Raw genomic sequence first — 21,337 nt, forward strand, 5'->3', positions numbered from 1 at the left:
GGAAAAACCTAATGAGCATTCTCAATCGCATGCTGGCGCGGGGCACGGTTGTGCTCGCCAGGGCCACCAGCAAGATGCAGGCGCTGCAAATGCATCTGACCGCAGGTGAAATCAAGGACGATATGGAGCACTTCGAGCCTTATGGTTTCACCAGCAACCCTTTGCCTGGCGCCGAAGGCATTGCAGCGTTTATCGGCGGTGACCGGTCCCACGGGCTGCTGCTGGTTGTCGCGGATCGTCGCTATCGCCTCAAGGCTCTGGAGTCGGGTGAGGTGGCGATCTACACCGACGAGGGGGACAAGATTCACCTCAAGCGCGGCAAGGTCATCGACATCGAAACCAACACGTTGAACGTCAAGGCCACCGTGGCGGTGAACTTTGAAACGCCCCAGATCACCCAGACCGGAAAGATCGTTTCCCAAGGCGATCAGGTCGCGGGTGGCATCAGCCAGATCAGCCATACGCACAGCGGCGTTCAAGGCGGCAACGGCCAGAGCGGGCCACCCGTGGGAGGTACCTGATGATTATCGCAGGCTCTCTTGAAGCTTCGTTGTTGCGCTCGGTCATCATCAGCCTGTTCACCTGGCGTCGAGCCGGGCCGGATGACCAGGCCGGTGATGACGAGCGTTATGGCTGGTGGGGCGATACCTATCCGGCAGTGACGGATGATCGTATCGGCTCGCGCCTGTGGCTGTTGCGGCGGGTGAAACTCACTGCGCAGACGCAACGGGATGCCGAATTCTACGCTCGCGAAGCGCTTCTCTGGCTGATCGAAGACGGGCATGTGCAGGACATCGAAATCCTCACCGAGCGCGTTCAGAACAATCGCTTGAATCTCGGCGTCGTGCTGGTCGTCTCGAACGGCCAGAGCGTGCGCTTCAATCCATCCGAACAGTGGCAGGTGATCTATGCCGTTTGAAACTCCTACATTGCCTGCGCTGATCAGCCGTACGCAGGTCGACCTGGCTGATGAAGCGCTCCGGCAATCCGATGCCCGGGTGTTGTCCCGCGCTCACAGCGGTGCTGCCTATGGGCTTTATGGCTATCAGCGCTGGATTGCCGACCAGATCCTGCCCGACACGGCCGATGACGAAACCCTTGAGCGTCAGGCCATCCTCAGGCTCCGGCAACCCCGCAATGCCGCGCAACCGGCCAGCGGTTCGGTGCGCTTCACGGCAGCTGCGGGTGCAGTGCTGGATGCCGACACTGTGTTGCAGTTCAGTGATGGTCGCACCTACCGGGTCACCCAAGGTGTAACCACCGTGGCGGGCAATAACGTGACCACGGTCGAAGCCGTGGATGCAGGCATTCTGGGGAACGCCGATGCCGGGCTGGTCATGACCGCCGTGCAGCCCATTGAAGGGATCGACAGTAGCTTCACTGTGCTGGCGGACGGCCTGACCGGCGGTGTTGCCCAGGAAAGTATCGAGTCATTGCGTGCTCGGGTGGTTCGTTCATACCGGGTTATTCCCCACGGCGGCAATCAGGACGACTACGTTACCTGGGCGCTGGAGGTAGCGGGCGTGACCCGTGCGTGGTGTGCGCGCCGTTATATGGGACCTGGCACCGTGGCGGTTTTCATCATGCGCGACAATGACGCCACCCCGGTTCCCGACGACGAACAGCTTGCGCAGGTAGCGGCTTACATCGAGCCGCTACGCCCGGTCACGGCTGAGCTGTATGTGCTGGCACCGGTGCAGAAACCGGTCGTCTACACGATCAGGCTCACGCCGGATACCTCTGCCGTACGTGCTGCTGTTCAGGCGCAACTGATGGATCTTCATAACCGTGAGGCCGGGCTTGGCGAGACGCTGCTGTTGACCCATATCGCCGAGTCCATCAGCGGGGCGACAGGTGAAACGGATCATGTATTGACGTCCCCTGTCGCCAATGTGGAAGCCGCTTCCAATGAGCTGCTGACATTCGGGGGGATTCTATGGGCGCCTTGAGAACTGCCAGCCAGTATGCCGAGCAACTTCAGGCTCTGCTGCCATCAGGGCCGGCCTGGGACCCTGAGCGGGTTCCCGAGTTGCAACAGGTGATCACGGGGTTATCCCGGGAGTTTGCCCGTATCGATGGCCGGGCCTTTGATCTGCTCAACGAGATGGACCCCACGGGTATCAGTGAACTGGTTCCAGACTGGGAGCGGGTCATGAACCTGCCCGATCCATGTCTGGGCCTGAGCCCCTTGTTCGAGGACCGGCGCCTGTCGGTGCGACAACGGCTGGTAGCCGTAGGAGGGCAGAACCCCGCGTTCTACGTCGACATTGCCATCAGCCAGGGCTATCCCAACGCCACCGTCACTGAATATCGAGCGCCCCGTATGGGGCGTTCTCGTTTCGGCAAGGCGCATTTTGGTACCTGGAATGCGCAGTTCATGTGGGTGTTGAACACCGGTGGCCGTAGACGGCTGGGACGCCGGTTCGGGGCGAGTTATTGGGGCGAGCGCTTCGGCGTGAATCCGGGTACGGCTATCGAATGTCTGATCCGCCGTGCAGCACCGGCCCATACCGCTGAATTCATTAATTTCAACTGAGGAGTAATAACGTGGACTATCCAAAGAGTGTCCCCAGCGTCGGGCTGGTGAATGGAAAGTTTGTTGATGAAAATACTGTTTCCGGTGCGCAGGGATCCTTGATTCCTGCAAGTTGGGGGAATGCGGTAACGGATGAATTGTTAGCGGTCATTAGAGCGGGGCAAGTTGATCCCAAAGAGGATGATCTAGACCAGTTACTGGAAGCCATTCGCTCCATCATCCGGAACGATGCTTACGCCAAAAGTCGTGTTTATAACAAAGAAGAAATGGACACGTTGTTGACGCTCGGTAATGCGGTCCCCATTGGTATGATGACGGCGTTTCCCAAGGCAGCCATTCCACCAGGTTTTCTTGAGGTGGATGGCAGCTTGCAGAGTATCGGTGCATATCCAGATCTCGCGGCTTACTTGGGGACTTCATACAACCGGGTAGGTGATCCCTCTGGTTATTTCCGTCTTCCCGAGTCTCGTGGTGAGTTTTTGCGAGGATGGGATAACAGCCGAGGTATTGATGCCGGACGAGTGCTGGGCAGTTCTCAGATGAGTCAAAACCTCCGGCATGAGCATGCTCAGCTCGTCACCAATCCGAAGGTTGCTGATTCGGCACAGTTCGTGGCGGGGAGCAAAGTCGCTCAACCTACGTTCACTCAAATCCTTTACGACGACGTTGCTTCAACAGATAACTACTCTTCGGTGCCGGGTGACTGGGCTGCCAGTGGTGGCGGTGAAGCTCGGCCACGAAATCTAGCGGTCATGTGGTGTATCAAGGCCTGGAACGCCTCGGTCAACCAGGGAAGTGTCGATATTGCCGCGTTGGAAAAAAGTCTTAAGAACTTTTCCACTCTTGAGAACAGTCTCAAGGATTTTGCACCTCTGCTGTCTCCGACCTTTACCGGTGTGCCTAAAGCACCCACTCCTGTGCAGTCCGACAATACCAAAGCTCTTGCCACGACCGAATTCGTTCAGAGGGCTTTGGGGAGCATCCCCACTGCTGCGCAGTTCGACAATACCAAAGCCCCCGCGACAACCGAGTTCGTTCAGAGAGCTTTAGGTAATTATCGAAATTTCACCAGTGTGACGAGCGCCACGGCGTTGACCGTAAGCAACTTTGGGTCAGTGGTCACCTGTATCGGCAGTTTTACTCTGACGCTGCCGTTGGCAATAGTTGGCGCGGGCGGCTCTGCCATTCATTTCCGTAATATCGGCAGTGAAACGGTGACGGTAACGTGTACAGGAATTGATGTCATCAACTCTGGCTCGGGACAAGTCGCGAGCCTGTCTCTTCCTGCAGGTTCCAATCTGGAACTTGTCAGCAATGGAGAGGCTGCATGGTGGGCGTCGGGATCTGCCTTGTTGGATCACTCGAGAAAAATAGCCACTCAAGCAGAAGTGGATGCTGGAGTGGATGACACGACATTCGTTACGCCTAGAAAGCTTCGCAAGGGTTTTGCCATCAGTCTCAATGAGAATGGTTATGTCGCATTACCGAGCTGGCTTGGAGGCCTGATTCTGCAGTGGGGGCTTACGTCTGTCACCGCTTTCGATACGTCGAAGATCACAAGCTTTCCATTGCAATTTCCTGGCGCATGCTTGTGCGCAATCCCACAAGCCTTTAACCCCTCTTCAAATGAAGGCATTGACTCAGGGCCTCAAGTGTCCAGTGTTTCGGCTACGAGTTTCTCCTGCTTCATCCAGAACTATGTAGGCGGAACCTCTGCACCTAGAGGGTTCTACTGGTTCGCTATTGGCTATTAATCATAAGGAGGCATCATGCAACGTTTTTACAGTTCAAGCACTGGCTGCACATATCTGCCAGCGGTCCACGGTGACCAGATCCCGGCGGATGCGGTGGAGATCTCCGAGGACATTTACACTTCCGTGATCGCCAACCCGCCGGCGGGCAAGGTGCGTTCGCACGATGAGTCGGGCTTGCCGATTTTGATCGACCCTGTCCAGGTCGTTGCGACTGCCGACGAGCTGTGCGAACAGATCGACGCCGTGCGACTGGTAGGCACACTTGAGGCTTTGCGGGTTCTTGAATACAGCCTTGCAGTTTCCGAGGCGCAGGCCTTCAAGGCTGCCGGGTACCCGGTCAACGCCGTTCCTCGTGCAGTGGCGGCCTATGCCATCAATGGTCGAACGCCTCAGGAGGCTGCGGAGGCGATTCTTCAGGCATCGGCGGATACCGCCGACATGCTTTACCAGATCCGCGAAGCGCGTCTTGCTGCCAAGGAAAGCGTGCGTGCCCTGGTGGCTGCTGGCGAGCACGAACAGGCGAAGGCGGTTGTCGCCACCGTGATCGATCTGATCAGGGCGCTGACTGCTGGAGGTGGGGGCGAACCTCTCAAGGCTGTCCAGTGACAGGACTGAATTGATTTTCAGGCAAGACGAATAGCCCCGGATCGGGGCTTTTTTGTATGGAGGTTACATGCCCATAACTCAACAACAGCTCCAGCAAATCCTCCCCAACGCCGGCTCTAAAGCCGGCGTTTTCATTTCCGCTCTCAATGCCTCCATGACCCGATACAGCATCATCACCCGGTTGCAGGTATCGGCTTTCATCGCACAGATCGGTCACGAATCCGGTCAGTTGCGCTATGTCCGGGAACTGGGAAGCGATGATTACCTGAAACGGTACGACACGGGACAACTGGCGTTGCGCCTGGGTAATACGCCTGAAGACGATGATGATGGTCAGTTCTATCGTGGACGGGGGCTTATTCAGGTGACGGGCCGGGCGAACTATGTCGCGTGTGGTGAAGCGCTGGGGCTGGATCTGCTCAATCGCCCCGAGTTGCTCGAGCAACCGGAGCATGCCGCCATGTCCGCTGCCTGGTTCTGGGATCGGGCCAGGCTGAATGCTTTGGCTGACAAGGGGGATTTCCTGTTGATCACCAGGCGCATCAATGGCGGCACCCATGGTCTTGCGGATCGCGAAGCCTTGTATCAACGCGCTTTGAAGGTGTTGTCATGACGACTCTGGATCTGCGCTCTGTGGTCCTGGCGATGTTGTGTGGCCTGGGGCTTGGCTTTTGGACTGCGTGGCAATGGCAGGCGCACAGTTACGGTCGGCAATTGGCCGAACAGGCCGGGATTCATCTGCGTGAACGCGAGCTTGCTTCCAGGGCGGTCATCGCCTGGCAGGAAGCTCAGCAGAAACTGCGGCGGGACATGGAGGCCCGCCTGCAAACCAACGATGCAACTCACTACAAGGAATTGAGCGATGCACAGAAACTTCAGGCTCAGTTGCGTAGTCGCCTGGCTACCTCTGATTTGCGGTTGTCAGTCCTCCTCGCCGCTCCAGCCAGTGGCGCTGGAAAGTCAGCCGTTGCCTCCTCCGGCAGCCTGGTTCATGGAGCCACGCGAGCCGAACTTGACCCAACGGCTGCTCAACGAGTTGTCGCCATCACCGATGACGGAGACCAGGGATTGATTGCGCTCAAGGCCTGTCAGGCCTATGTCCGCGAGATAGCCCGTTGATTCTCCTCTCGCCTTCCCAATGTGAGAGCACAGCAGCCGTGGGAGGCGGCTTGCCGGCGACAGGGCAGGTGAAGTCAAAGCATTTTTCTTGACTTCACACAGTTCTCGCCGGCAAGCCACTTCCCGCTTCACAGCGTTCCCTCCTCCGCGCAAGCGGCACACTTCCTTCCGTCCCCGCAGACACTGATCTGCCCCGCTAAAAGTCATCTGATCGGATACATGACCTGCTTTCCCCGGCACAATCATATTGCGCCGTGTGATTCGGTAAGTTAATGTCCCGAAACGTATAGATGAGACTCCTCCCGTGACGATTGTCAGCAAACTCTTGATGCGCGTTATCAAGGCCCACGCCCGTTGGCGTTGGCGCGCCTGACTATTTCTTTTCCGGCCAGCCCGGACCTGTACCTATATGCCTCCAACCCTTTGATGTATGCCGTCAGGTCATGTGTTTCGCTATGACCAGCGGTGGATACGCAAGCGGGTCCGAATTCGGAAGGCGTGAATAAAGTCAGTAAATTCAAAAGGTTGATAGCAACATGCTGCTGATGATCGATAACTACGACTCCTTTACCTATAACGTCGTGCAGTACCTCGGTGAACTGGGTGCCGACGTTAAAGTGATTCGTAACGATGAGCTGACCATTGCTCAGATCGAAGCCTTGAACCCGGAGCGCATTGTCGTCTCGCCAGGCCCTTGTACCCCCAACGAAGCCGGCGTCTCGCTTGAGGTGATTACTCACTTCGCGGGCAAACTGCCGATTCTGGGTGTTTGCCTTGGGCATCAGTCCATTGGACAGGCGTTTGGTGGGGATGTGGTGCGCGCCCGTCAGGTCATGCACGGCAAGACCAGCCCTGTCGTCCATGAAGACAAGGGCGTGTTCAATGGCCTGAACCACCCTCTGGTCGTGACTCGTTACCATTCACTGGTAGTCAAGCTCGATACATTGCCTGATTGTCTGGAAGTCACCGCCTGGACCGCGCTTGAAGACGGTTCGGTTGACGAGATCATGGGGCTGCGCCACAAGACACTGAATATTGAAGGGGTGCAATTCCACCCCGAGTCGATCCTGACAGAGCAGGGGCATGAGCTGTTCGCCAACTTCCTCAAGCAGACCGGCGGCAGTCGTCAGGAGGACTTTTCATGAGTACGCCAATGAATATCAAGACCGCGCTTAACCGCGTCGTCAATCATCTGGACCTGAACACTGACGAGATGCGCGATGTCATGCGTGAAATCATGACAGGCCAATGCACGGAAGCGCAGATAGGCGCCTTCCTGATGGGCATGCGGATGAAAAGCGAAAGCATCGATGAAATCGTCGGTGCCGTCTCGGTCATGCGCGAGCTGGCAAACAAGGTCGAGCTTCAGTCCCTGGACAAGGTCGTTGATATCGTCGGAACGGGTGGCGATGGTGCAAACATCTTCAACGTCTCCACCGCCTCGGCATTCGTGATCTCGGCTGCGGGCTGTACGGTCGCCAAGCACGGTAACCGTGCCGTTTCAGGTAAGAGCGGCAGTGCCGATCTGCTGGAAGCCGCGGGTGTGTATCTGAATCTCGATCCGGTTCAGGTCGCACGTTGCATCGACAGCGTGGGTATCGGCTTCATGTTTGCCCAGTCGCATCACAGCGCCATGAAGTATGCGGCCGGCCCCCGGCGCGATCTTGGGCTGCGCACCCTGTTCAATATGCTCGGCCCGCTTACGAATCCGGCTGGCGTTCGCCATCAGGTGGTGGGTGTGTTCAACCAGGCGTTGTGCCGCCCATTGGCTGAAGTCCTGTCCCGCCTGGGCAGCAAACATGTGCTGGTGGTGCATTCCCAGGACGGTCTGGACGAGTTCAGCCTCGCGGCACCGACCTTTGTCGCTGAACTGAAGAACGGCGAAATCACCGAGTACTCTGTACAACCCGAAGATCTGGGCATCAAAAGCCAGAGCCTGTATGGCCTGGCTGTCGAAAGTCCGGCAGCCTCGCTTGAGCTGATTCGTGACGCCCTGGGCCGTCGCAAAACCGAAAGTGGGCAGAAGGCCTCGGAAATGATCGTGCTCAATGCCGGTGCGGCGCTCTATGCTGCTGATCATGCCTCCAGCCTTAAAGAAGGCGTAGAACTGGCACACGATTCCCTGCATACCGGCCTTGCCCGGGAAAAGCTGGATGAATTGGGTGCTTTCACGGCGGTATTCAAGCAGGAGAATGAAGGATGAGTGTGCCAACCGTACTGGAAAAAATTCTCGCCCGTAAAGCCGAGGAAGTGGCTGCTCGTCGTGCCATTGTGACCCTGGCAGAGCTGGAACGGCAGGCGGCGGTGGCCGATGCGCCTCGTGGTTTTGCTACTGCCTTGATCGAACAGGCCAGAAGCAAGCATCCGGCGGTTATCGCCGAGATCAAGAAGGCCTCGCCAAGCAAAGGCGTGATCCGGGAAGACTTCCAGCCTGCTGAAATCGCCAGAAGCTATCAGGCTGGCGGTGCGACCTGCCTGTCGGTTTTGACCGATATCGATTTCTTCCAGGGCGCCGATGCCTATCTGCAGGAAGCCCGTGCAGCCTGCAAGCTGCCGGTGATCCGCAAGGACTTCATGATCGACCCGTATCAGGTGATCGAAGCCCGTGCTCTGGGCGCCGATTGCATCCTGTTGATCGTGGCGGCGCTGGATGACGTGAAAATGGCCGAACTGGCGGCGGTTGCCAAAGGTGTCGGTCTGGACGTACTGGTTGAAGTTCATGATGGCGATGAGCTGGAGCGAGCGCTCAAGACGCTCGATACGCCGCTGGTCGGCGTGAACAACCGCAACCTGCATACTTTCGAGGTGAGCCTGGAAACCACGCTGGATCTGCTGCCGCGTATTCCTCGTGATCGACTGGTCATTACCGAGAGCGGCATCCTCAACCGTGCTGACGTTGAGCTGATGGAAATCAGCGATGTGTATTCGTTCCTGGTGGGTGAGGCCTTCATGCGTGCCGAGCAGCCTGGAGCCGAGTTGCAGCGCTTGTTCTTCCCGGAGCGTGGTGTACCTGTCAGTGGTTCGGCCCTTGATTGAGTCGTAGATCATGTCGGTAGTCGACATCTGCATCGAAAAAGGCCTGCAGGCCGAGCAGGACCTGCTGGCGTCGGTGTGCGCCGGGGACTCGGATCATGGGCTGCTGTTCTGGCGCCCCACTGATCAGGCGCTGGTCATGCCACGCCGGATGAGTCGCCTGCCCGGCTTTACCGAGGCCAGTGAAACCCTTGCAGACAGCGGCTGGCCTGTCCTGTTGCGCGAAACAGGCGGTGAGCCGGTGCCGCAATCCGCTGCGACCGTGAACATTGCCCTGGTCTACGCCCAACCGAGCAAGGATGCCGATCGGGACCGAATAGAAATCGCCTACCGGCGTTTGTGTCAGCCGATTCTGGATCTGTTGACTGAGCTGGGAGGTCAGGCCTCGTTGGGTGAGGTGGACGGCGCATTCTGTGACGGGCGCTTCAACGTCAACCTCGATGGACGCAAGATGGTCGGTACAGCCCAGCGCTGGCGTCAAAGCCAGGGTGGAACACGACCTGTGGTGCTGGCCCATGGCGCCTTGCTGCTGAATGACGAACGCCAGCAGATGGTGGCCGCCGTCAACCGTTTCAATGAGCTATGTGAGCTTGAGGCGCGGGTACGTGCCCAAAGTCATATTGCGCTGTATGAGGCCTTTCCCGAGGGCGACTTCAATGTTCTTGAGCGCCTGAGTCAGTCTTACCGGCAACTGCTGGCCGGGCTCTGAGCTGCACTGGGGTCAGCGGGTTCCGAACACCACCATGGTCTTGCCTTTGACGTCGACCAGTTGTTGTTCTTCCAGAGCCTTGAGCACGCGCCCGACCATTTCTCTCGAACAGCCAACGATACGCCCGATTTCCTGGCGGGTGACCTTGATCTGCATGCCATCGGGATGAGTCATGGCATCCGGTTGCCGGCACAGATCCAGCAATGTGCGGGCCACTCGGCCGGTCACGTCGAGGAAAGCCAGGTCGCCTACCTTGCGCGTCGTATTGCGCAGACGATCAGCCATCTGGGCGCCAAGGGCATAGAGTATTTCTGGCTCCTGGTGCGTCAGTTCGCGGAACTTGCAGTAAGAGATCTCGGCCACTTCACACTCGGTCTTGGCGCGAACCCACGCACTGCGTACGGTTTCATGGCCGGCCTGCTCGAATAGCCCCAGCTCGCCGAAGAAATCCCCACTGTTGAGATACGCGACGATCATCTCCCTGCCTTCCTCGTCCTCAATCAGGATCGTCACCGAGCCCTTGAGGATGATGAACAACGACTCGGATTTCTCGCCAGCGCAGATGATATTGCTCTTGGCGGCACAGCGACGACGTTGGGCATAGGGGAGAAGCTTTTCGAGACTCTTTATTTTTGGTGTCAAGGTGATTGCGACCATGCGTGTATTCCGAAAAAAGACTCTTCGCCAAATGGCACTTTTATAGGTATCGGCTGCACTGGCATTCTCGCCAGCTTTTCGACGAGGGTTTAAGGTCATTTAAGACTTTTCCTACACATTGTCCGTAAAAAGCATTTTTAGAGGCACTTCCAGTGAAATCATGGGCCTGTGCTAAGCTGGCTACCCTTTTTTTAGCAGTGGAGTCTGGCGATGAAGGCACGCATCCAATGGGCTGGCGAAGCCATGTTCCTCGGCGAGTCCGGTAGCGGTCATGTAGTGGTAATGGACGGCCCGCCTGAAAGCGGCGGTCGCAATCTGGGTGTACGCCCGATGGAGATGGTGCTTATCGGTCTGGGCGGTTGCAGCAACTTCGATGTCGTCAGCATTCTCAAGAAGTCCCGTCAGCCTGTCGAAAGCTGTGAAGCCTTCCTTGAGGCCGAGCGTGCAAGCGAGGATCCCAAGGTTTTCACCAAGATCCATCTGCACTTTGTCGTCAAGGGGCGCGGCCTGAAAGAGGCCCAGGTCAAGCGTGCCATCGAGCTGTCGGCCGAGAAGTATTGTTCAGCGTCGATCATGCTGGGCAATGCCGGTGTAGAGATCACCCACGATTATGAAATTGTCGAACTGGGCTGATACAGACATCCAACGATCATAAAAACGGCGCACACTCTGGCAGACGGCTTCCGACGTCTGCATAATGCGCGACTTTTTCAGGCGCGGCATGCATTGGTTTTCTGCTGCTGCGCCAGAACAGACAACCAAAATCGCCAACGCGAAGAGGTGTTAACCGTCCTACGCAGCTGAGTGCGTCTCATCTGACGGGCATGCTTGATCACGCGGCTGGCGCCGCACATATATAGAGAGTTTTTAACGGTGAAAAGCAAACTCAAGCTCCACGGGTTCAATAACCTGACAAAGACCTTGAGCTTCAATATCTATGACATCTGCTATGCGGAAACCCCGCAAGACCAGCAGGCCTACGTCGAGTACATCAACAGTGTGTACGACGCAGAACGCCTGACGCGGATTCTGACGGATGTTGTCGATATCATTGGTGCCAATATCCTGAACATCGCTCGTCAGGATTACGATCCGCAGGGCGCCAGTGTGACCATTCTGATCTCCGAGCAACCGGTAACACCTACCGAAAGCCAGATCGAAGAGTCGCCAGGTCCACTGCCGGAAACCATTCTGGCCCACCTGGACAAGAGCCACATTACGGTTCACACCTATCCGGAAATTCACCCGGTCGATGGGATCGCGACTTTCCGCGTGGACATCGATGTGTCGACCTGTGGCGTGATTTCACCGCTCAAAGCGCTGAACTACCTGATTCACAAGTTCGAGTCCGACATCGTGACGGTCGACTATCGCGTTCGTGGCTTCACACGTGATGTCGAAGGCAAGAAGCACTTTATCGATCACGAGATCAACTCGATCCAGAACTACCTCTCCGAAGACACCCGCAACGGTTACCAGATGACCGATGTGAACGTGTATCAGGAGAACCTGTTCCACACCAAAATGCTGCTCAAGGAGTTTGAACTGGATAACTACCTGTTCGGCGACGCGACCAGCAACCTGTCTGCCGAGCAGCGCGAGCAGGTCACCGCCAAGGTGAAGCATGAAATGCTGGAAATCTTCTACGGCCGTAACGTGGCTGTCTGATTTCAGTGCAAACAGGAAAGGCGCCGATCAAGGCGCCTTTTTCATGCGTGGCAGAATGTCAGATCCGATACGTACTCTTGGTCATGACTTTGGCCAGGATGCTCATGCCGAACTTGACCGGGGCAGGGAAGCGAAAGCCGCCAGCGTCCAGCGCGGTTTCAGCGTGCTGTTCTTCGTCTATGCGCATCTGTTCCAGAATCGCCCGGGACTTTCCGTCCTCGGCGGGTATCTGCTCCAGATGTTCGTTCAGATGTTTGCAGACCTGATCTTCAGTCGCTGCCACAAATCCCAGGCTGACTTTATCGCTGATCAAGCCGGCAGCCGCACCGATTCCGAAGGACAAGCCATAGAACAGGGGATTGAGCACGCTGGTGTGGCTACCCAATTGATGAATACGCTGTTCACACCAGACCAGATGATCGATTTCCTCTTCGGCAGCGTGCTCCATGGCTTTGCGCACCTTGGGCAGCCTGGCGGTCAAGGCCTGGCCTTGGTACAGCGCCTGTGCGCAGACCTCACCGGTATGGTTGATGCGCATCAAGCCGGCTACATGCCGAGTGTCGACATCATTCATTTTGTGTTCGGGGCGCAGAATGGCAGGGGAAGGCCGATGAGAATGTCCGCTTGAGGGCAGCAATGTGCGCATTGCGCTGTCGGCCTGCAACAGAAGACGATCAAGGGGGGAGTAGTGACGTTCGGTAGCCATGGGCACCTCCGGATAGGTCCATGCTGGCCAGTTTACCCCAATCAGAGCCTTCAGGCTTGAGCTGGATCATCCTGCCAGGGCCGCTCAAGGGCATCGACAGGATGCAAGTTATTGAAAAAACAGGCTCAGCCCGGCGGCCAGTTCATCTGACGCTGACCCAGAACATGCATGTGAATGTGATAAACGGTCTGTCCACCGAGTTCATTGCAGTTCATGACAACGCGAAAACCTTCTTCGCAACCCAGTTCTTTTGCCAGCCGTTGCGCCGTGAAAAGGATATGGCCTGCCAGGCCTTTGTCTTCTTCGGTCAGGTCATTGAGGGTGCGAATGGGTTTTTTCGGGATGACCAGAAAATGCACGGGCGCCTGAGGGGCGATGTCGTGGAAGGCCAGTACCTGATCGTCTTCGTAGATGATCCTGGCCGGTATTTCCCGGTTGATGATCTTGGTAAACAAAGTATCCACAGCCGTTTGCTCCTTTTGGGTGGATGGGGCATGGCCGGTCAAAAGCCCTGCGCCAATGAAGTCGAGTTTACTGGGCGATAACGTTTTGTCACTCAGCGTGGGCAGCAGGCCTTGTTGATCAAGCCGCTGATTTGACGAACCAGCCAGCGCGACCCCAACCGCGGGCTGAATGCCCATAACCTGTTACGCAGCCTGGGGATGATAACAGCCTTGTTTTTTGCCAGCGCGCGTACGGTATACAGTGCCACCTCTTCGGGGGTCATCATCTTCTTGTCGTTCACGTTGATCTGAGCCGTGCGAAAGAAAGGAGTACGAGTCGGGCCAGGGCAAAGCACCGACACTTTTACCCCGTTTTTCTTCACCTCTTCGCGTAATCCTTCGGAAAAGTGCAGCACGTAAGCCTTGCTCGCGTAATAGGTGCTCATCCATGGTCCGGGCTGGAACGCTGCCACCGAGGCCACGTTGAGAATCTGTCCGCCACCCTGCAACGCCATCAAGTTGCCAACGGTATGGCACAGGCGAGTCAGGGCCAGGATATTCAGGTCTATCAGGTCCTGCTCGGCAGCCCACTCCTGGGCCAGAAACGGACCGCAAGTTCCGATGCCCGCACTATTGACCAGTAGATCGATCTGATGGGCGCCATCCTCCAGCTCCAGCAGGAAGCCTGAAAGACGCAGCGGCTCACCCAGATCGCACGCACGAAACAGCACCTCGACGCCAAAGCGCTGGGTCAGTTCGATGGCAATACTTTCCAGGCGATCGCGATGGCGGGCGACCAGCAGCAGATTGTGCCCGCGACGTGCCAGTGCTTCGGCCATGGCCAGGCCTATACCGCTGGAAGCGCCTGTGATCAGGGCGTAACGGGTCATGCATTTCTCCATTGAACGTATTGCAACCGACATTTTTGGTGTCGGCTCATGAGCAACGTATTACGTGGTGTCTGCTTTAAATCAAAGCCTTTGTCCGGGGACTGACGGGGCAGGCAGGGCCTCATCGCTGTCGGAGTCATCATCATAAGGCAGGGATTGTTCATATTCGCTGGCTGTGGTCTCGAGTTCATTCTTCACGGCATCGAGACCATTGTTGAGCATGATTGTGATGAACAGCGTGATAAAGGCAATCCACAGGCAGGCCAGTACTTTTACGGCATTCGAGTTCGGTGGTGGCACAGGACCATATTTGTTTGGGCCTTTTGTGCCCGGTATGAGCACCATCACGAATGGAAAGATACCGCTAATTACGGGCACGAGGTTTAGCAGCAAGAGCCAGCCCGACCAGCCCGCATCGTGCAGACGCTGTACGCCCATCTGCACACTGAGGATGACGAATGCGGCGAAGGCTACAGTGCTCAAGAGCCCGCCGCCAATCAATGAAACGCTCATGAGTGAGACGCAGACACCTAGTGTTGCAAGGCCCGCGACTATCAATACCAGGCTCCAGGCCAGATAGCGCAGGCGCCCGATACGGCCTTCGATGCTGAACACCTTGAGCGTCGAATGCTCGGGTAGTTCAGGTGTGACAGGAGCTTTGGGGGGCGCGTAGGGCGAGCTTGCCGGGGAGGGTTCTACGGGAGCACGATAGGGTTTTGGCTCATCAACTTCATCCAGGCTCAGGCTGATTGCCGGGTCGGGCTCTATGCGGGCCTCGACGCCTGCATCGTTGAGCGCCTGGATATACCTCTGGGCATCTGCTTGAGACAGCCCGCGCTTGAGGGATACAGGCGTGCCGTTGAACAGCCTCTCGACGGCCGAGGTTTCACTCTTGAACAATTGGGCCAGGTTGAGTTTTGCAGTTTCCAGCTCAACGCCATTACGCAACTGCCCTTCAAACATGATCTTGAAGTGGGTATCGGCCATCAAGGGCTTCCTTGTCTCGGTATCAGGGTGTAGCGCGGGCAGCCACTACAGGCATGGCCGCCCGGTATTGATCAGAACGGTTTGACGACGACCAGAATGACGACAGCCAGCAGTATCACTACAGGGACTTCATTGAACCAGCGATAAAACACATGGCTGCGGCCATTCTCGCCACGGGCGAAGCGTTTTACCTGTGCGCCGCACATGTGGTGGTAGCCGATGAGCAGGAAAACCAGCGTCAGCTTCGCATGCATCCAGCCCTGGCTGAAATACCCGGACGGACTGAAGCTGATCATCCAGCCGCCGAAAATCAGCGTGGCGATCATGGCAGGCCCCATGATGCCTCGGTACAGCTTGCGCTCCATCACGCTGAAGCGTTCCTTGCTGACGGTGTCCTCGCTCATTGAGTGGTAGACGAACAGCCTCGGCAGATAGAACAGGCCTGCAAACCAGCAGACCATCGATACGATGTGAAGCGCTTTGATCCATAAGAAGAGCATTTTTTAGTTATCCCCAGGTTCACGGTGGGCAAATAGTAGTGGGTTGCGTGTCCATACGTCACGTTGTCGGTTGTCGCAGAGGCGATAGGCCCATATCATCGACGGCTTTCCAGTTGTTTCGTTGAGGGCAGGTTATGGTCAAGGTCGGTATCGTCGGCGGCACGGGTTACACCGGGGTCGAGCTGCTGCGTCTGTTGGCACAGCATCCGCAAGCAGAAGTGGTCGTTATTACCTCTCGCTCGGAGGCCGGACTTGCCGTAGCCGACATGTACCCGAACCTGCGAGGCCATTACGACGGCCTGGCTTTCAGCGCTCCGGACGTCAAGACTCTTGGCGCATGTGACGTTGTGTTCTTCGCCACGCCTCACGGTGTTGCTCACGCTCTGGCAGGCGAACTGCTGGCTGCGGGCACAAAGGTTATCGACCTCTCGGCAGACTTCCGTCTGCAAGACCCGGTCGAGTGGGCCAAATGGTACGGCCAGCCACACGGTGCGCCTGAACTGCTGAAGGATGCCGTATACGGTCTGCCTGAGGTCAATCGCGAGCAAATCAAGAATGCACGCCTGATTGCCGTGCCGGGTTGCTATCCGACCGCAACTCAGCTGGGTTTCCTGCCTTTGCTGGAAGCGGGCCTTGCGGATAACTCTCGCCTGATCGCCGACTGCAAGTCGGGTGTCAGTGGCGCCGGTCGCGGTCTGAGCCTTGGCTCGCTGTACTCGGAGGCCAACGAAAGCTTCAAGGCTTATGCCGTCAAAGGCCATCGCCATCTGCCGGAAATCAGCCAGGGTCTGCGTCGCGCCGCAGGCGGCGATGTGGGTCTGACGTTTGTGCCGCACCTGACGCCGATGATCCGTGGCATTCACTCCACACTGTATGCAACCGTTGCCGACAAGTCGGTGGACTTGCAGGCGCTGTTCGAGAAGCGTTACGCCGATGAGCCTTTCGTCGATGTCATGCCGGCAGGCAGCCATCCCGAGACGCGCAGTGTGCGTGGTGCAAACGTCTGCCGCATTGCCGTTCACCGTCCACAGGGCGGAGATCTGGTTGTCGTGCTGTCGGTCATCGACAACCTGGTCAAGGGCGCGTCGGGCCAGGCGGTACAGAACCTGAACATCCTGTTCGGTCTGGACGAGCGTGCAGGCCTGTCGCACGCAGGCATGATGCCTTGAGCTACAAGCTACAAGCTACAAGCTACAAGCTACAAGCACTTGCGGCTTGTAGCTTGACCGCTTGCTACTGCTCTTCACTTCAATAGTTGACCAGTTTTCTAGGAGAAGCGGATAATGCCCGTCATTACGCATTATGACGGCTTAACGCCGGGAGATATCTGACATGAGCGTCGAATCCTTTACTCCTACAGCTCTGGAGTTCACCCCAGGAGCCGCGCACAAGGTGAAAACCCTGGTCGATGAAGAGGGCAACGATCGCCTGAAACTGCGCGTTTTCGTGACGGGCGGTGGTTGTTCCGGTTTTCAGTATGGCTTCACCTTCGATGAAGATGTTGCGGATGACGATACCGTCGTCGAGCGTGAAGGCGTTAGCCTGGTTGTCGATCCAATGAGCTTCCAGTATCTGGCTGGTGCTGAAGTGGACTATCAGGAAGGTCTGGAAGGCTCGCGTTTCGTGATCAAGAACCCGAACGCCTCTACCACTTGTGGTTGTGGTTCTTCGTTCTCTATCTGATCCGTGTATCGCTTCATATGAAAACGCCGCGCATATGCGCGGCGTTTTTCATTCTGCCATCCCGTCAGGCGGGATAGATGGCGCCCAGTACCCGCAGCCCTCTGGCTCCGGTTACCGTTGGTCGGTTGGCCGGTACGCTTTCCAGGCAGCAATGCGCCAGCCAGGCAAACGCCATGGCTTCGACCCAGTCAGGATCAACACCGAATTTTGCGGTGCTGCTGACTTTCGTCTCCGGCAACAGCGCTGCCAGTCGGTTCATCAGCGCCACGTTATGGGCACCGCCGCCACACACCAGAAGCTCGCTGGTACTGGATTGTGCCGATTGCAACGACTCGGTGATGGTCAGTGCGGTCAGCTCAAGCAGTGTCGCCTGTACGTTTTCCGGCGCAATGCTCGGCAACTGGAACAGGTGATGATGCAGCCAGCCGAGGTTGAAGACTTCACGGCCAGTGCTCTTCGGACCTTTGGTCAGGAAGAACTGATCGCTCAGCAGGCCTTTTAGCAGTGCAGGCTCGACCTGACCGCTGGCGGCCCATGCGCCATCTTTATCGAAGCTCTGGTTACGCTGCGACTGTATCCAAGCATCCAGCAACACGTTGCCTGGCCCGCAATCGAAACCAGAAACCGGGCGATCTGACTCAATGATGCTCAGGTTGCTGAAACCGCCGATGTTCAGCACGGCGCGGCGATCTTTATTGTCGTCGAACAATGCTTCATGGAAGGCGGGAACCAATGGCGCGCCCTGGCCACCAGCAGCGATATCACGACGGCGGAAGTCACTGACCACGGTAATTTCAGTCAGCTCGGCAAGTAGAGCAGGGTTACCGATCTGAATGCTGAAGCCGCGTCCCGGTTCATGACGAATGGTCTGGCCATGGCTGCCGATAGCGCGTATCTGGCCGGCAACCATGTTCTGCTCTTCCAGCAGGGTCGCGACGCCTTGTGCTACCAGCTTTACCCATTTCTGCTCGGCAATGGCAGCGCGTGCAAGTTCATCCGCGCCGCTTGAGCAAAGGCCGAGCAATTCGGCATACAGATCTTCCGGCATCGGAATGTAATGAGTCGCCAGGAGTCTTGGACGATCATCCTGCTCCAATAGGGCGATATCTATCCCATCGAGGCTGCTGCCGGACATCACACCTATATAGAAGAAGGCCATGGATTACCTTTTATTAGAGGCCAGTGTAGTGGCCTTTTCCTGGTCCATGCGCGCCATCAACGGTTGGCTTTGCTGCATGAACCGCTGTTTTTCGGATTTGGCGATCGGGTCCGCCATCGGAAGTTTCTGACCCAGCGGATCGACGTGGACACCATTGACCTGGAACTCATAGTGCAGGTGCGGGCCTGTCGACAAGCCGGTTGTTCCAATATAGCCGATCACCTGACCTTGCTTGACTGTTCCGCCGGTTTGTACGCCTTTGGCGAAGCCTTGCATGTGTCCGTACAGCGTGCGGTAAGTCTCGCCGTGCTGAATGATGACGGTATTGCCGTACCCGCCGCGACGTCCGGCCAGAAGGACCTTGCCATCGCCAGTCGCCTTGATGGGCGTACCGCGTGGTGCGGCATAGTCGACGCCTTTGTGGGCGCGGATCTTGTTCAGGATCGGGTGCTTGCGGCCCATGGAGAACATCGAGCTGATGCGTGCGAAGTCTACCGGTGTGCGGATGAAGGCCTTACGCATGCTGTTGCCGTCAGCGGTGTAGTAATTGGTATTGCCTTGCTTGTTGGTGTAGCGAATGGCGGTGTAGGTCTTGCCACGATTCGTGAAGCGGGCAGAGAGGATATTGCCGGTGCCGACAGTCTTGCCATTGATTACTTTTTGCTCATAAACCACATCGAATTCGTCGCCCTTGCGAATGTCCTGGGCGAAGTCGATGTCGTAGCCAAAAATATTGGCCATATCCATGGTCATGCTGTGGGACAGGCCGGCGCGCTGGGCCGACAAGGACAGAGAACTGTTGATGACAGCGTGAGCATAGGTGTCACGGACTGTCGGCTTGCTGACTTCGCGGTTGAACGTAAAGCCGGCATCCGTTCTGGAGAGGCTGATGGTCTCCAGTTCGCTGAGCTTGCTATGCAACTGGTTGAGCTGGCCGTCAGATGAAAGCTCGAACTGGAGAACCTGACCGTTCTGCAATTTGCTGAACTGCTTGGCCTGTTTGTCGCTGGCCATCACTTCATGCACCGTCGTGGCGGGCAGCCCGACCTTTTCAAACAGGGTGGACAAGGTATCGCCCTTGGCGACTACGACCTCCCTGTGATTGGGGCCTTTTACATCTGTAGCGGGGGATTGCGGCTGAGCAGAAGCGTTTTCCCGGGACTGATTCTCACCGTTATCGATCTGGGCAAATGGTGAAACAGTGCCTTCAGGTGTGGCTTGGGTGTCTTGCTGAGCGTCTTGGTCTTGTGCGGTTTGATCAGCAGGTGTTTCCAGATCAAGAACCAGATTGGTTCGTTTCGCTTCAACTTCGCTGGAAGGAAATACCAGAAGGGCCAGGCTCAGCAATGCAGCAATGCAGCTTGCAGCGAGCAGGTGGCTCTTCGGATAAAGCGGGGGCGCTTTAGGCGGTGGCGTGTCGATCATAAGTAATTTGACTTTGAAAAAGGTGAAATGGAAAAGATGAATGACATGATGAAGATGAAATAACTGTATAAAATATAACCAAATCCAGCCCGAAGCAACCCTGCTTACGTATCGGTCTCCGATTCGTGGCCGTATGCCGGGCAAAAACTTGTAATTGGGCTCTGATCTTGTATGGTTGGTTCCCTTTAAATTGGGGGCTGATATGAAGTCGGTTGAAGAGCAGCTTGCGCTTATAAAGCGTGGCGCGGATGAACTCCTGGTCGAGGCCGAACTGGTCGCCAAACTCAAGCGCGGTCAGCCGCTGCGAATCAAGGCGGGCTTCGATCCTACGGCGCCCGACCTGCACCTGGGTCATACCGTCCTTATTAACAAGCTTCGCCAGTTCCAGGATCTGGGGCATCAGGTCATTTTTCTGATCGGCGACTTCACCGGGATGATTGGCGACCCTAGCGGCAAAAGTGCGACTCGTCCTCCGCTGACGCGCGAGCAGGTTCTGGATTACGCCGAGACCTACAAGGCCCAGGTCTTCAAGATCCTCGATCCGGCCAAGACCGAAGTCGCGTTCAACTCCACATGGATGGACAAGCTCAGCCCGGCTGACTTCATTCGTCTGTCTTCGCAGTACACCGTGGCGCGGATGCTGGAGCGTGACGACTTCGACAAGCGTTACAAGAGCAATCAGCCGATCGCCATTCATGAGTTCCTGTATCCGTTGGTGCAAGGCTACGACTCTGTCGCGTTGCGTGCGGATGTCGAGCTTGGTGGTACCGACCAGAAATTCAACCTGTTGATGGGGCGCGAGCTTCAACGTGCCTATGGCCAGGAAGCGCAGTGCATTCTGACCATGCCTTTGCTGGAAGGGCTGGACGGCGTCAAGAAGATGTCCAAGTCGCTGGGTAACTATGTGGGGATCCAGGAAGCGCCGGGTGTCATCTATAGCAAACTGGTTTCCATTCCTGATGCCTTGATGTGGCGCTACTTCGAATTGCTGAGCTTCCGCTCCATGGAAGAGATCAATGAGTTCAAGGTGGCGTGCGAGGCGGGGGCAAACCCTCGTGACATCAAGATCAAGCTCGCCGAAGAGATTGTGGCTCGCTTCCATGGTGAAGAAGCTGCGGCGACTGCTCATCGCTCTGCGGGTAACCGTATGAAAGACGGTGAGCTGCCAGACGACTTGCCGGAAATTTCTGTCGGCGCGACTGAAGATATGCCTGTGGCAGCCGTCCTTAATAAGGCAGGCCTCGTGAAGAACTCAGCAGTCGCTCGCGATTTGCTGGCTTCCGGTGGTGTGCGTATAGATGGTGAGGTTGTTGATCGCAGCTTTATCTTCAAGGTAGGCGCTACTCATGTTTGCCAGGCCGGGAAGAAGGCTTTCGGGCGTATTACCCTCAATTTGGAATAAAACTTAAATTAACGGTTGACGGGCGATTTAATGTCTCTATAATTCGCCCCACTTCCGGCG

General features: G+C 56.7%; 25 protein-coding genes. 17 read left to right on the forward strand and 8 right to left on the reverse strand.

All coding sequences use genetic code 11. The features are described 5' to 3' along the window. Positions 1 to 11: 11 nt before the first annotated feature. The 12 genes from ACODS3_RS22310 (at position 12) to ACODS3_RS22365 (ending at position 9,757) form a co-directional block, all read left to right on the forward strand. Complete coding sequence (locus ACODS3_RS22310; RefSeq protein WP_489036303.1) at positions 12 to 521, forward strand: phage baseplate assembly protein V; 510 nt, start codon at positions 12 to 14, stop codon at positions 519 to 521. Next, positions 521 to 919, forward strand: coding sequence for a phage GP46 family protein (locus ACODS3_RS22315; protein WP_304575961.1), 399 nt, complete (start codon positions 521 to 523; stop codon positions 917 to 919). Before ACODS3_RS22310 ends, ACODS3_RS22315 begins: the two co-directional genes overlap by 1 nt. Continuing rightward, positions 909 to 1,949: a baseplate J/gp47 family protein gene (locus ACODS3_RS22320; protein ID WP_489036305.1), complete on the forward strand. Its 1,041-nt coding sequence runs from the start codon at positions 909 to 911 to the stop codon at positions 1,947 to 1,949. Before ACODS3_RS22315 ends, ACODS3_RS22320 begins: the two co-directional genes overlap by 11 nt. Continuing rightward, on the forward strand, positions 1,937 to 2,536 hold the full coding sequence (locus ACODS3_RS22325; RefSeq protein WP_489036307.1) for a YmfQ family protein: 600 nt from the start codon (positions 1,937 to 1,939) through the stop codon (positions 2,534 to 2,536). The genes ACODS3_RS22320 and ACODS3_RS22325 overlap by 13 nt, the downstream gene beginning before the upstream one ends. An 11-nt stretch (positions 2,537 to 2,547) precedes the next feature. After that, entirely contained in the window at positions 2,548 to 4,290 is a 1,743-nt protein-coding gene (locus ACODS3_RS22330) for a phage tail protein (RefSeq protein ID WP_489036309.1), read from the forward strand. Between the two features lie 15 nt (positions 4,291 to 4,305). Then, on the forward strand, positions 4,306 to 4,896 hold the full coding sequence (locus ACODS3_RS22335) for a hypothetical protein (protein ID WP_489036311.1): 591 nt from the start codon (positions 4,306 to 4,308) through the stop codon (positions 4,894 to 4,896). Positions 4,897 to 4,963: 67 nt separating this feature from the next. Then, on the forward strand, positions 4,964 to 5,509 hold the full coding sequence (locus tag ACODS3_RS22340) for a glycoside hydrolase family 19 protein (protein WP_489036313.1): 546 nt from the start codon (positions 4,964 to 4,966) through the stop codon (positions 5,507 to 5,509). Beyond that, positions 5,506 to 6,015 (forward strand): lysis system spanin subunit, encoded by a 510-nt coding sequence (locus ACODS3_RS22345; protein WP_304575958.1) that lies wholly within the window; start codon positions 5,506 to 5,508, stop codon positions 6,013 to 6,015. Before ACODS3_RS22340 ends, ACODS3_RS22345 begins: the two co-directional genes overlap by 4 nt. Before the next feature lie 536 nt (positions 6,016 to 6,551). Further along, positions 6,552 to 7,160, forward strand: coding sequence for an aminodeoxychorismate/anthranilate synthase component II (locus ACODS3_RS22350; RefSeq protein WP_201004865.1), 609 nt, complete (start codon positions 6,552 to 6,554; stop codon positions 7,158 to 7,160). Between the two features lie 8 nt (positions 7,161 to 7,168). Continuing rightward, the gene (gene trpD, locus ACODS3_RS22355; protein ID WP_201005188.1) at positions 7,169 to 8,218 is read left to right on the forward strand and encodes an anthranilate phosphoribosyltransferase; all 1,050 of its coding nucleotides are present in this window, start codon (positions 7,169 to 7,171) and stop codon (positions 8,216 to 8,218) included. Beyond that, the gene (gene trpC, locus ACODS3_RS22360; protein ID WP_201004863.1) at positions 8,215 to 9,051 is read left to right on the forward strand and encodes an indole-3-glycerol phosphate synthase TrpC; all 837 of its coding nucleotides are present in this window, start codon (positions 8,215 to 8,217) and stop codon (positions 9,049 to 9,051) included. The genes trpD and trpC overlap by 4 nt, the downstream gene beginning before the upstream one ends. Before the next feature lie 10 nt (positions 9,052 to 9,061). Next, positions 9,062 to 9,757 carry a lipoate--protein ligase family protein gene (locus ACODS3_RS22365; RefSeq protein WP_201020387.1) on the forward strand — a complete coding sequence of 232 codons (696 nt, stop codon included), beginning with the start codon at positions 9,062 to 9,064 and terminating at the stop codon, positions 9,755 to 9,757. A 12-nt stretch (positions 9,758 to 9,769) separates the two neighbouring features. Here the strand turns inward: ACODS3_RS22365 and crp are convergent, their stop codons facing one another. Then, positions 9,770 to 10,414, reverse strand: coding sequence for a cAMP-activated global transcriptional regulator CRP (crp, locus tag ACODS3_RS22370; RefSeq protein ID WP_201004860.1), 645 nt, complete (start codon positions 10,412 to 10,414; stop codon positions 9,770 to 9,772). A 210-nt stretch (positions 10,415 to 10,624) separates the two neighbouring features. Here crp and ACODS3_RS22375 point away from each other — a divergent pair, with 210 nt between their 5' ends. Together ACODS3_RS22375 and speD are read left to right on the forward strand one after the other, a co-directional pair. Then, entirely contained in the window at positions 10,625 to 11,047 is a 423-nt protein-coding gene (locus tag ACODS3_RS22375) for an OsmC family protein (RefSeq protein ID WP_025262078.1), read from the forward strand. Between the two features lie 240 nt (positions 11,048 to 11,287). After that, a complete protein-coding gene (gene speD, locus ACODS3_RS22380; RefSeq protein ID WP_201004852.1) occupies positions 11,288 to 12,082 on the forward strand; it encodes an adenosylmethionine decarboxylase in 795 nt (264 codons plus the stop codon). Between the two features lie 58 nt (positions 12,083 to 12,140). On the opposite strand, the gene coq7 is transcribed toward speD, so the two are convergent. The 5 genes from coq7 to hemJ form a co-directional block, all read right to left on the reverse strand. After that, positions 12,141 to 12,788: a 2-polyprenyl-3-methyl-6-methoxy-1,4-benzoquinone monooxygenase gene (coq7, locus tag ACODS3_RS22385; protein ID WP_201004850.1), complete on the reverse strand. Its 648-nt coding sequence runs from the start codon at positions 12,786 to 12,788 to the stop codon at positions 12,141 to 12,143. 125 nt (positions 12,789 to 12,913) lie between these two features. Then, positions 12,914 to 13,252, reverse strand: coding sequence for a histidine triad nucleotide-binding protein (locus ACODS3_RS22390; protein ID WP_201004848.1), 339 nt, complete (start codon positions 13,250 to 13,252; stop codon positions 12,914 to 12,916). Between the two features lie 92 nt (positions 13,253 to 13,344). Next, positions 13,345 to 14,121 carry an SDR family NAD(P)-dependent oxidoreductase gene (locus ACODS3_RS22395; RefSeq protein ID WP_201020388.1) on the reverse strand — a complete coding sequence of 259 codons (777 nt, stop codon included), beginning with the start codon at positions 14,119 to 14,121 and terminating at the stop codon, positions 13,345 to 13,347. An 81-nt stretch (positions 14,122 to 14,202) separates the two neighbouring features. Next, positions 14,203 to 15,108 (reverse strand): DUF805 domain-containing protein, encoded by a 906-nt coding sequence (locus ACODS3_RS22400; protein WP_489036318.1) that lies wholly within the window; start codon positions 15,106 to 15,108, stop codon positions 14,203 to 14,205. Positions 15,109 to 15,179: 71 nt separating this feature from the next. Then, the gene (gene hemJ, locus ACODS3_RS22405) at positions 15,180 to 15,608 is read right to left on the reverse strand and encodes a protoporphyrinogen oxidase HemJ (protein ID WP_489036320.1); all 429 of its coding nucleotides are present in this window, start codon (positions 15,606 to 15,608) and stop codon (positions 15,180 to 15,182) included. A 134-nt stretch (positions 15,609 to 15,742) separates the two neighbouring features. Here hemJ and argC point away from each other — a divergent pair, with 134 nt between their 5' ends. Then, positions 15,743 to 16,777, forward strand: coding sequence for an N-acetyl-gamma-glutamyl-phosphate reductase (argC, locus tag ACODS3_RS22410; protein ID WP_201004840.1), 1,035 nt, complete (start codon positions 15,743 to 15,745; stop codon positions 16,775 to 16,777). 163 nt (positions 16,778 to 16,940) lie between these two features. Next, positions 16,941 to 17,291 (forward strand): iron-sulfur cluster insertion protein ErpA, encoded by a 351-nt coding sequence (gene erpA / locus ACODS3_RS22415; protein WP_025262070.1) that lies wholly within the window; start codon positions 16,941 to 16,943, stop codon positions 17,289 to 17,291. Between the two features lie 64 nt (positions 17,292 to 17,355). Here the strand turns inward: erpA and ACODS3_RS22420 are convergent, their stop codons facing one another. Together ACODS3_RS22420 and ACODS3_RS22425 are read right to left on the reverse strand one after the other, a co-directional pair. Then, positions 17,356 to 18,450, reverse strand: a complete 1,095-nt coding sequence (locus tag ACODS3_RS22420) for an anhydro-N-acetylmuramic acid kinase (RefSeq protein WP_201020391.1) — start codon at positions 18,448 to 18,450, stop codon at positions 17,356 to 17,358. 3 nt (positions 18,451 to 18,453) lie between these two features. After that, positions 18,454 to 19,875, reverse strand: coding sequence for a peptidoglycan DD-metalloendopeptidase family protein (locus ACODS3_RS22425; RefSeq protein ID WP_489036323.1), 1,422 nt, complete (start codon positions 19,873 to 19,875; stop codon positions 18,454 to 18,456). Between the two features lie 202 nt (positions 19,876 to 20,077). On the opposite strand from ACODS3_RS22425, the gene tyrS reads away from it, so the two are divergent. After that, complete coding sequence (tyrS, locus tag ACODS3_RS22430; protein WP_489036325.1) at positions 20,078 to 21,277, forward strand: tyrosine--tRNA ligase; 1,200 nt, start codon at positions 20,078 to 20,080, stop codon at positions 21,275 to 21,277. Positions 21,278 to 21,337: the final 60 nt, after the last annotated feature.

This window comes from Pseudomonas sp. FG43, assembly GCF_057809175.1.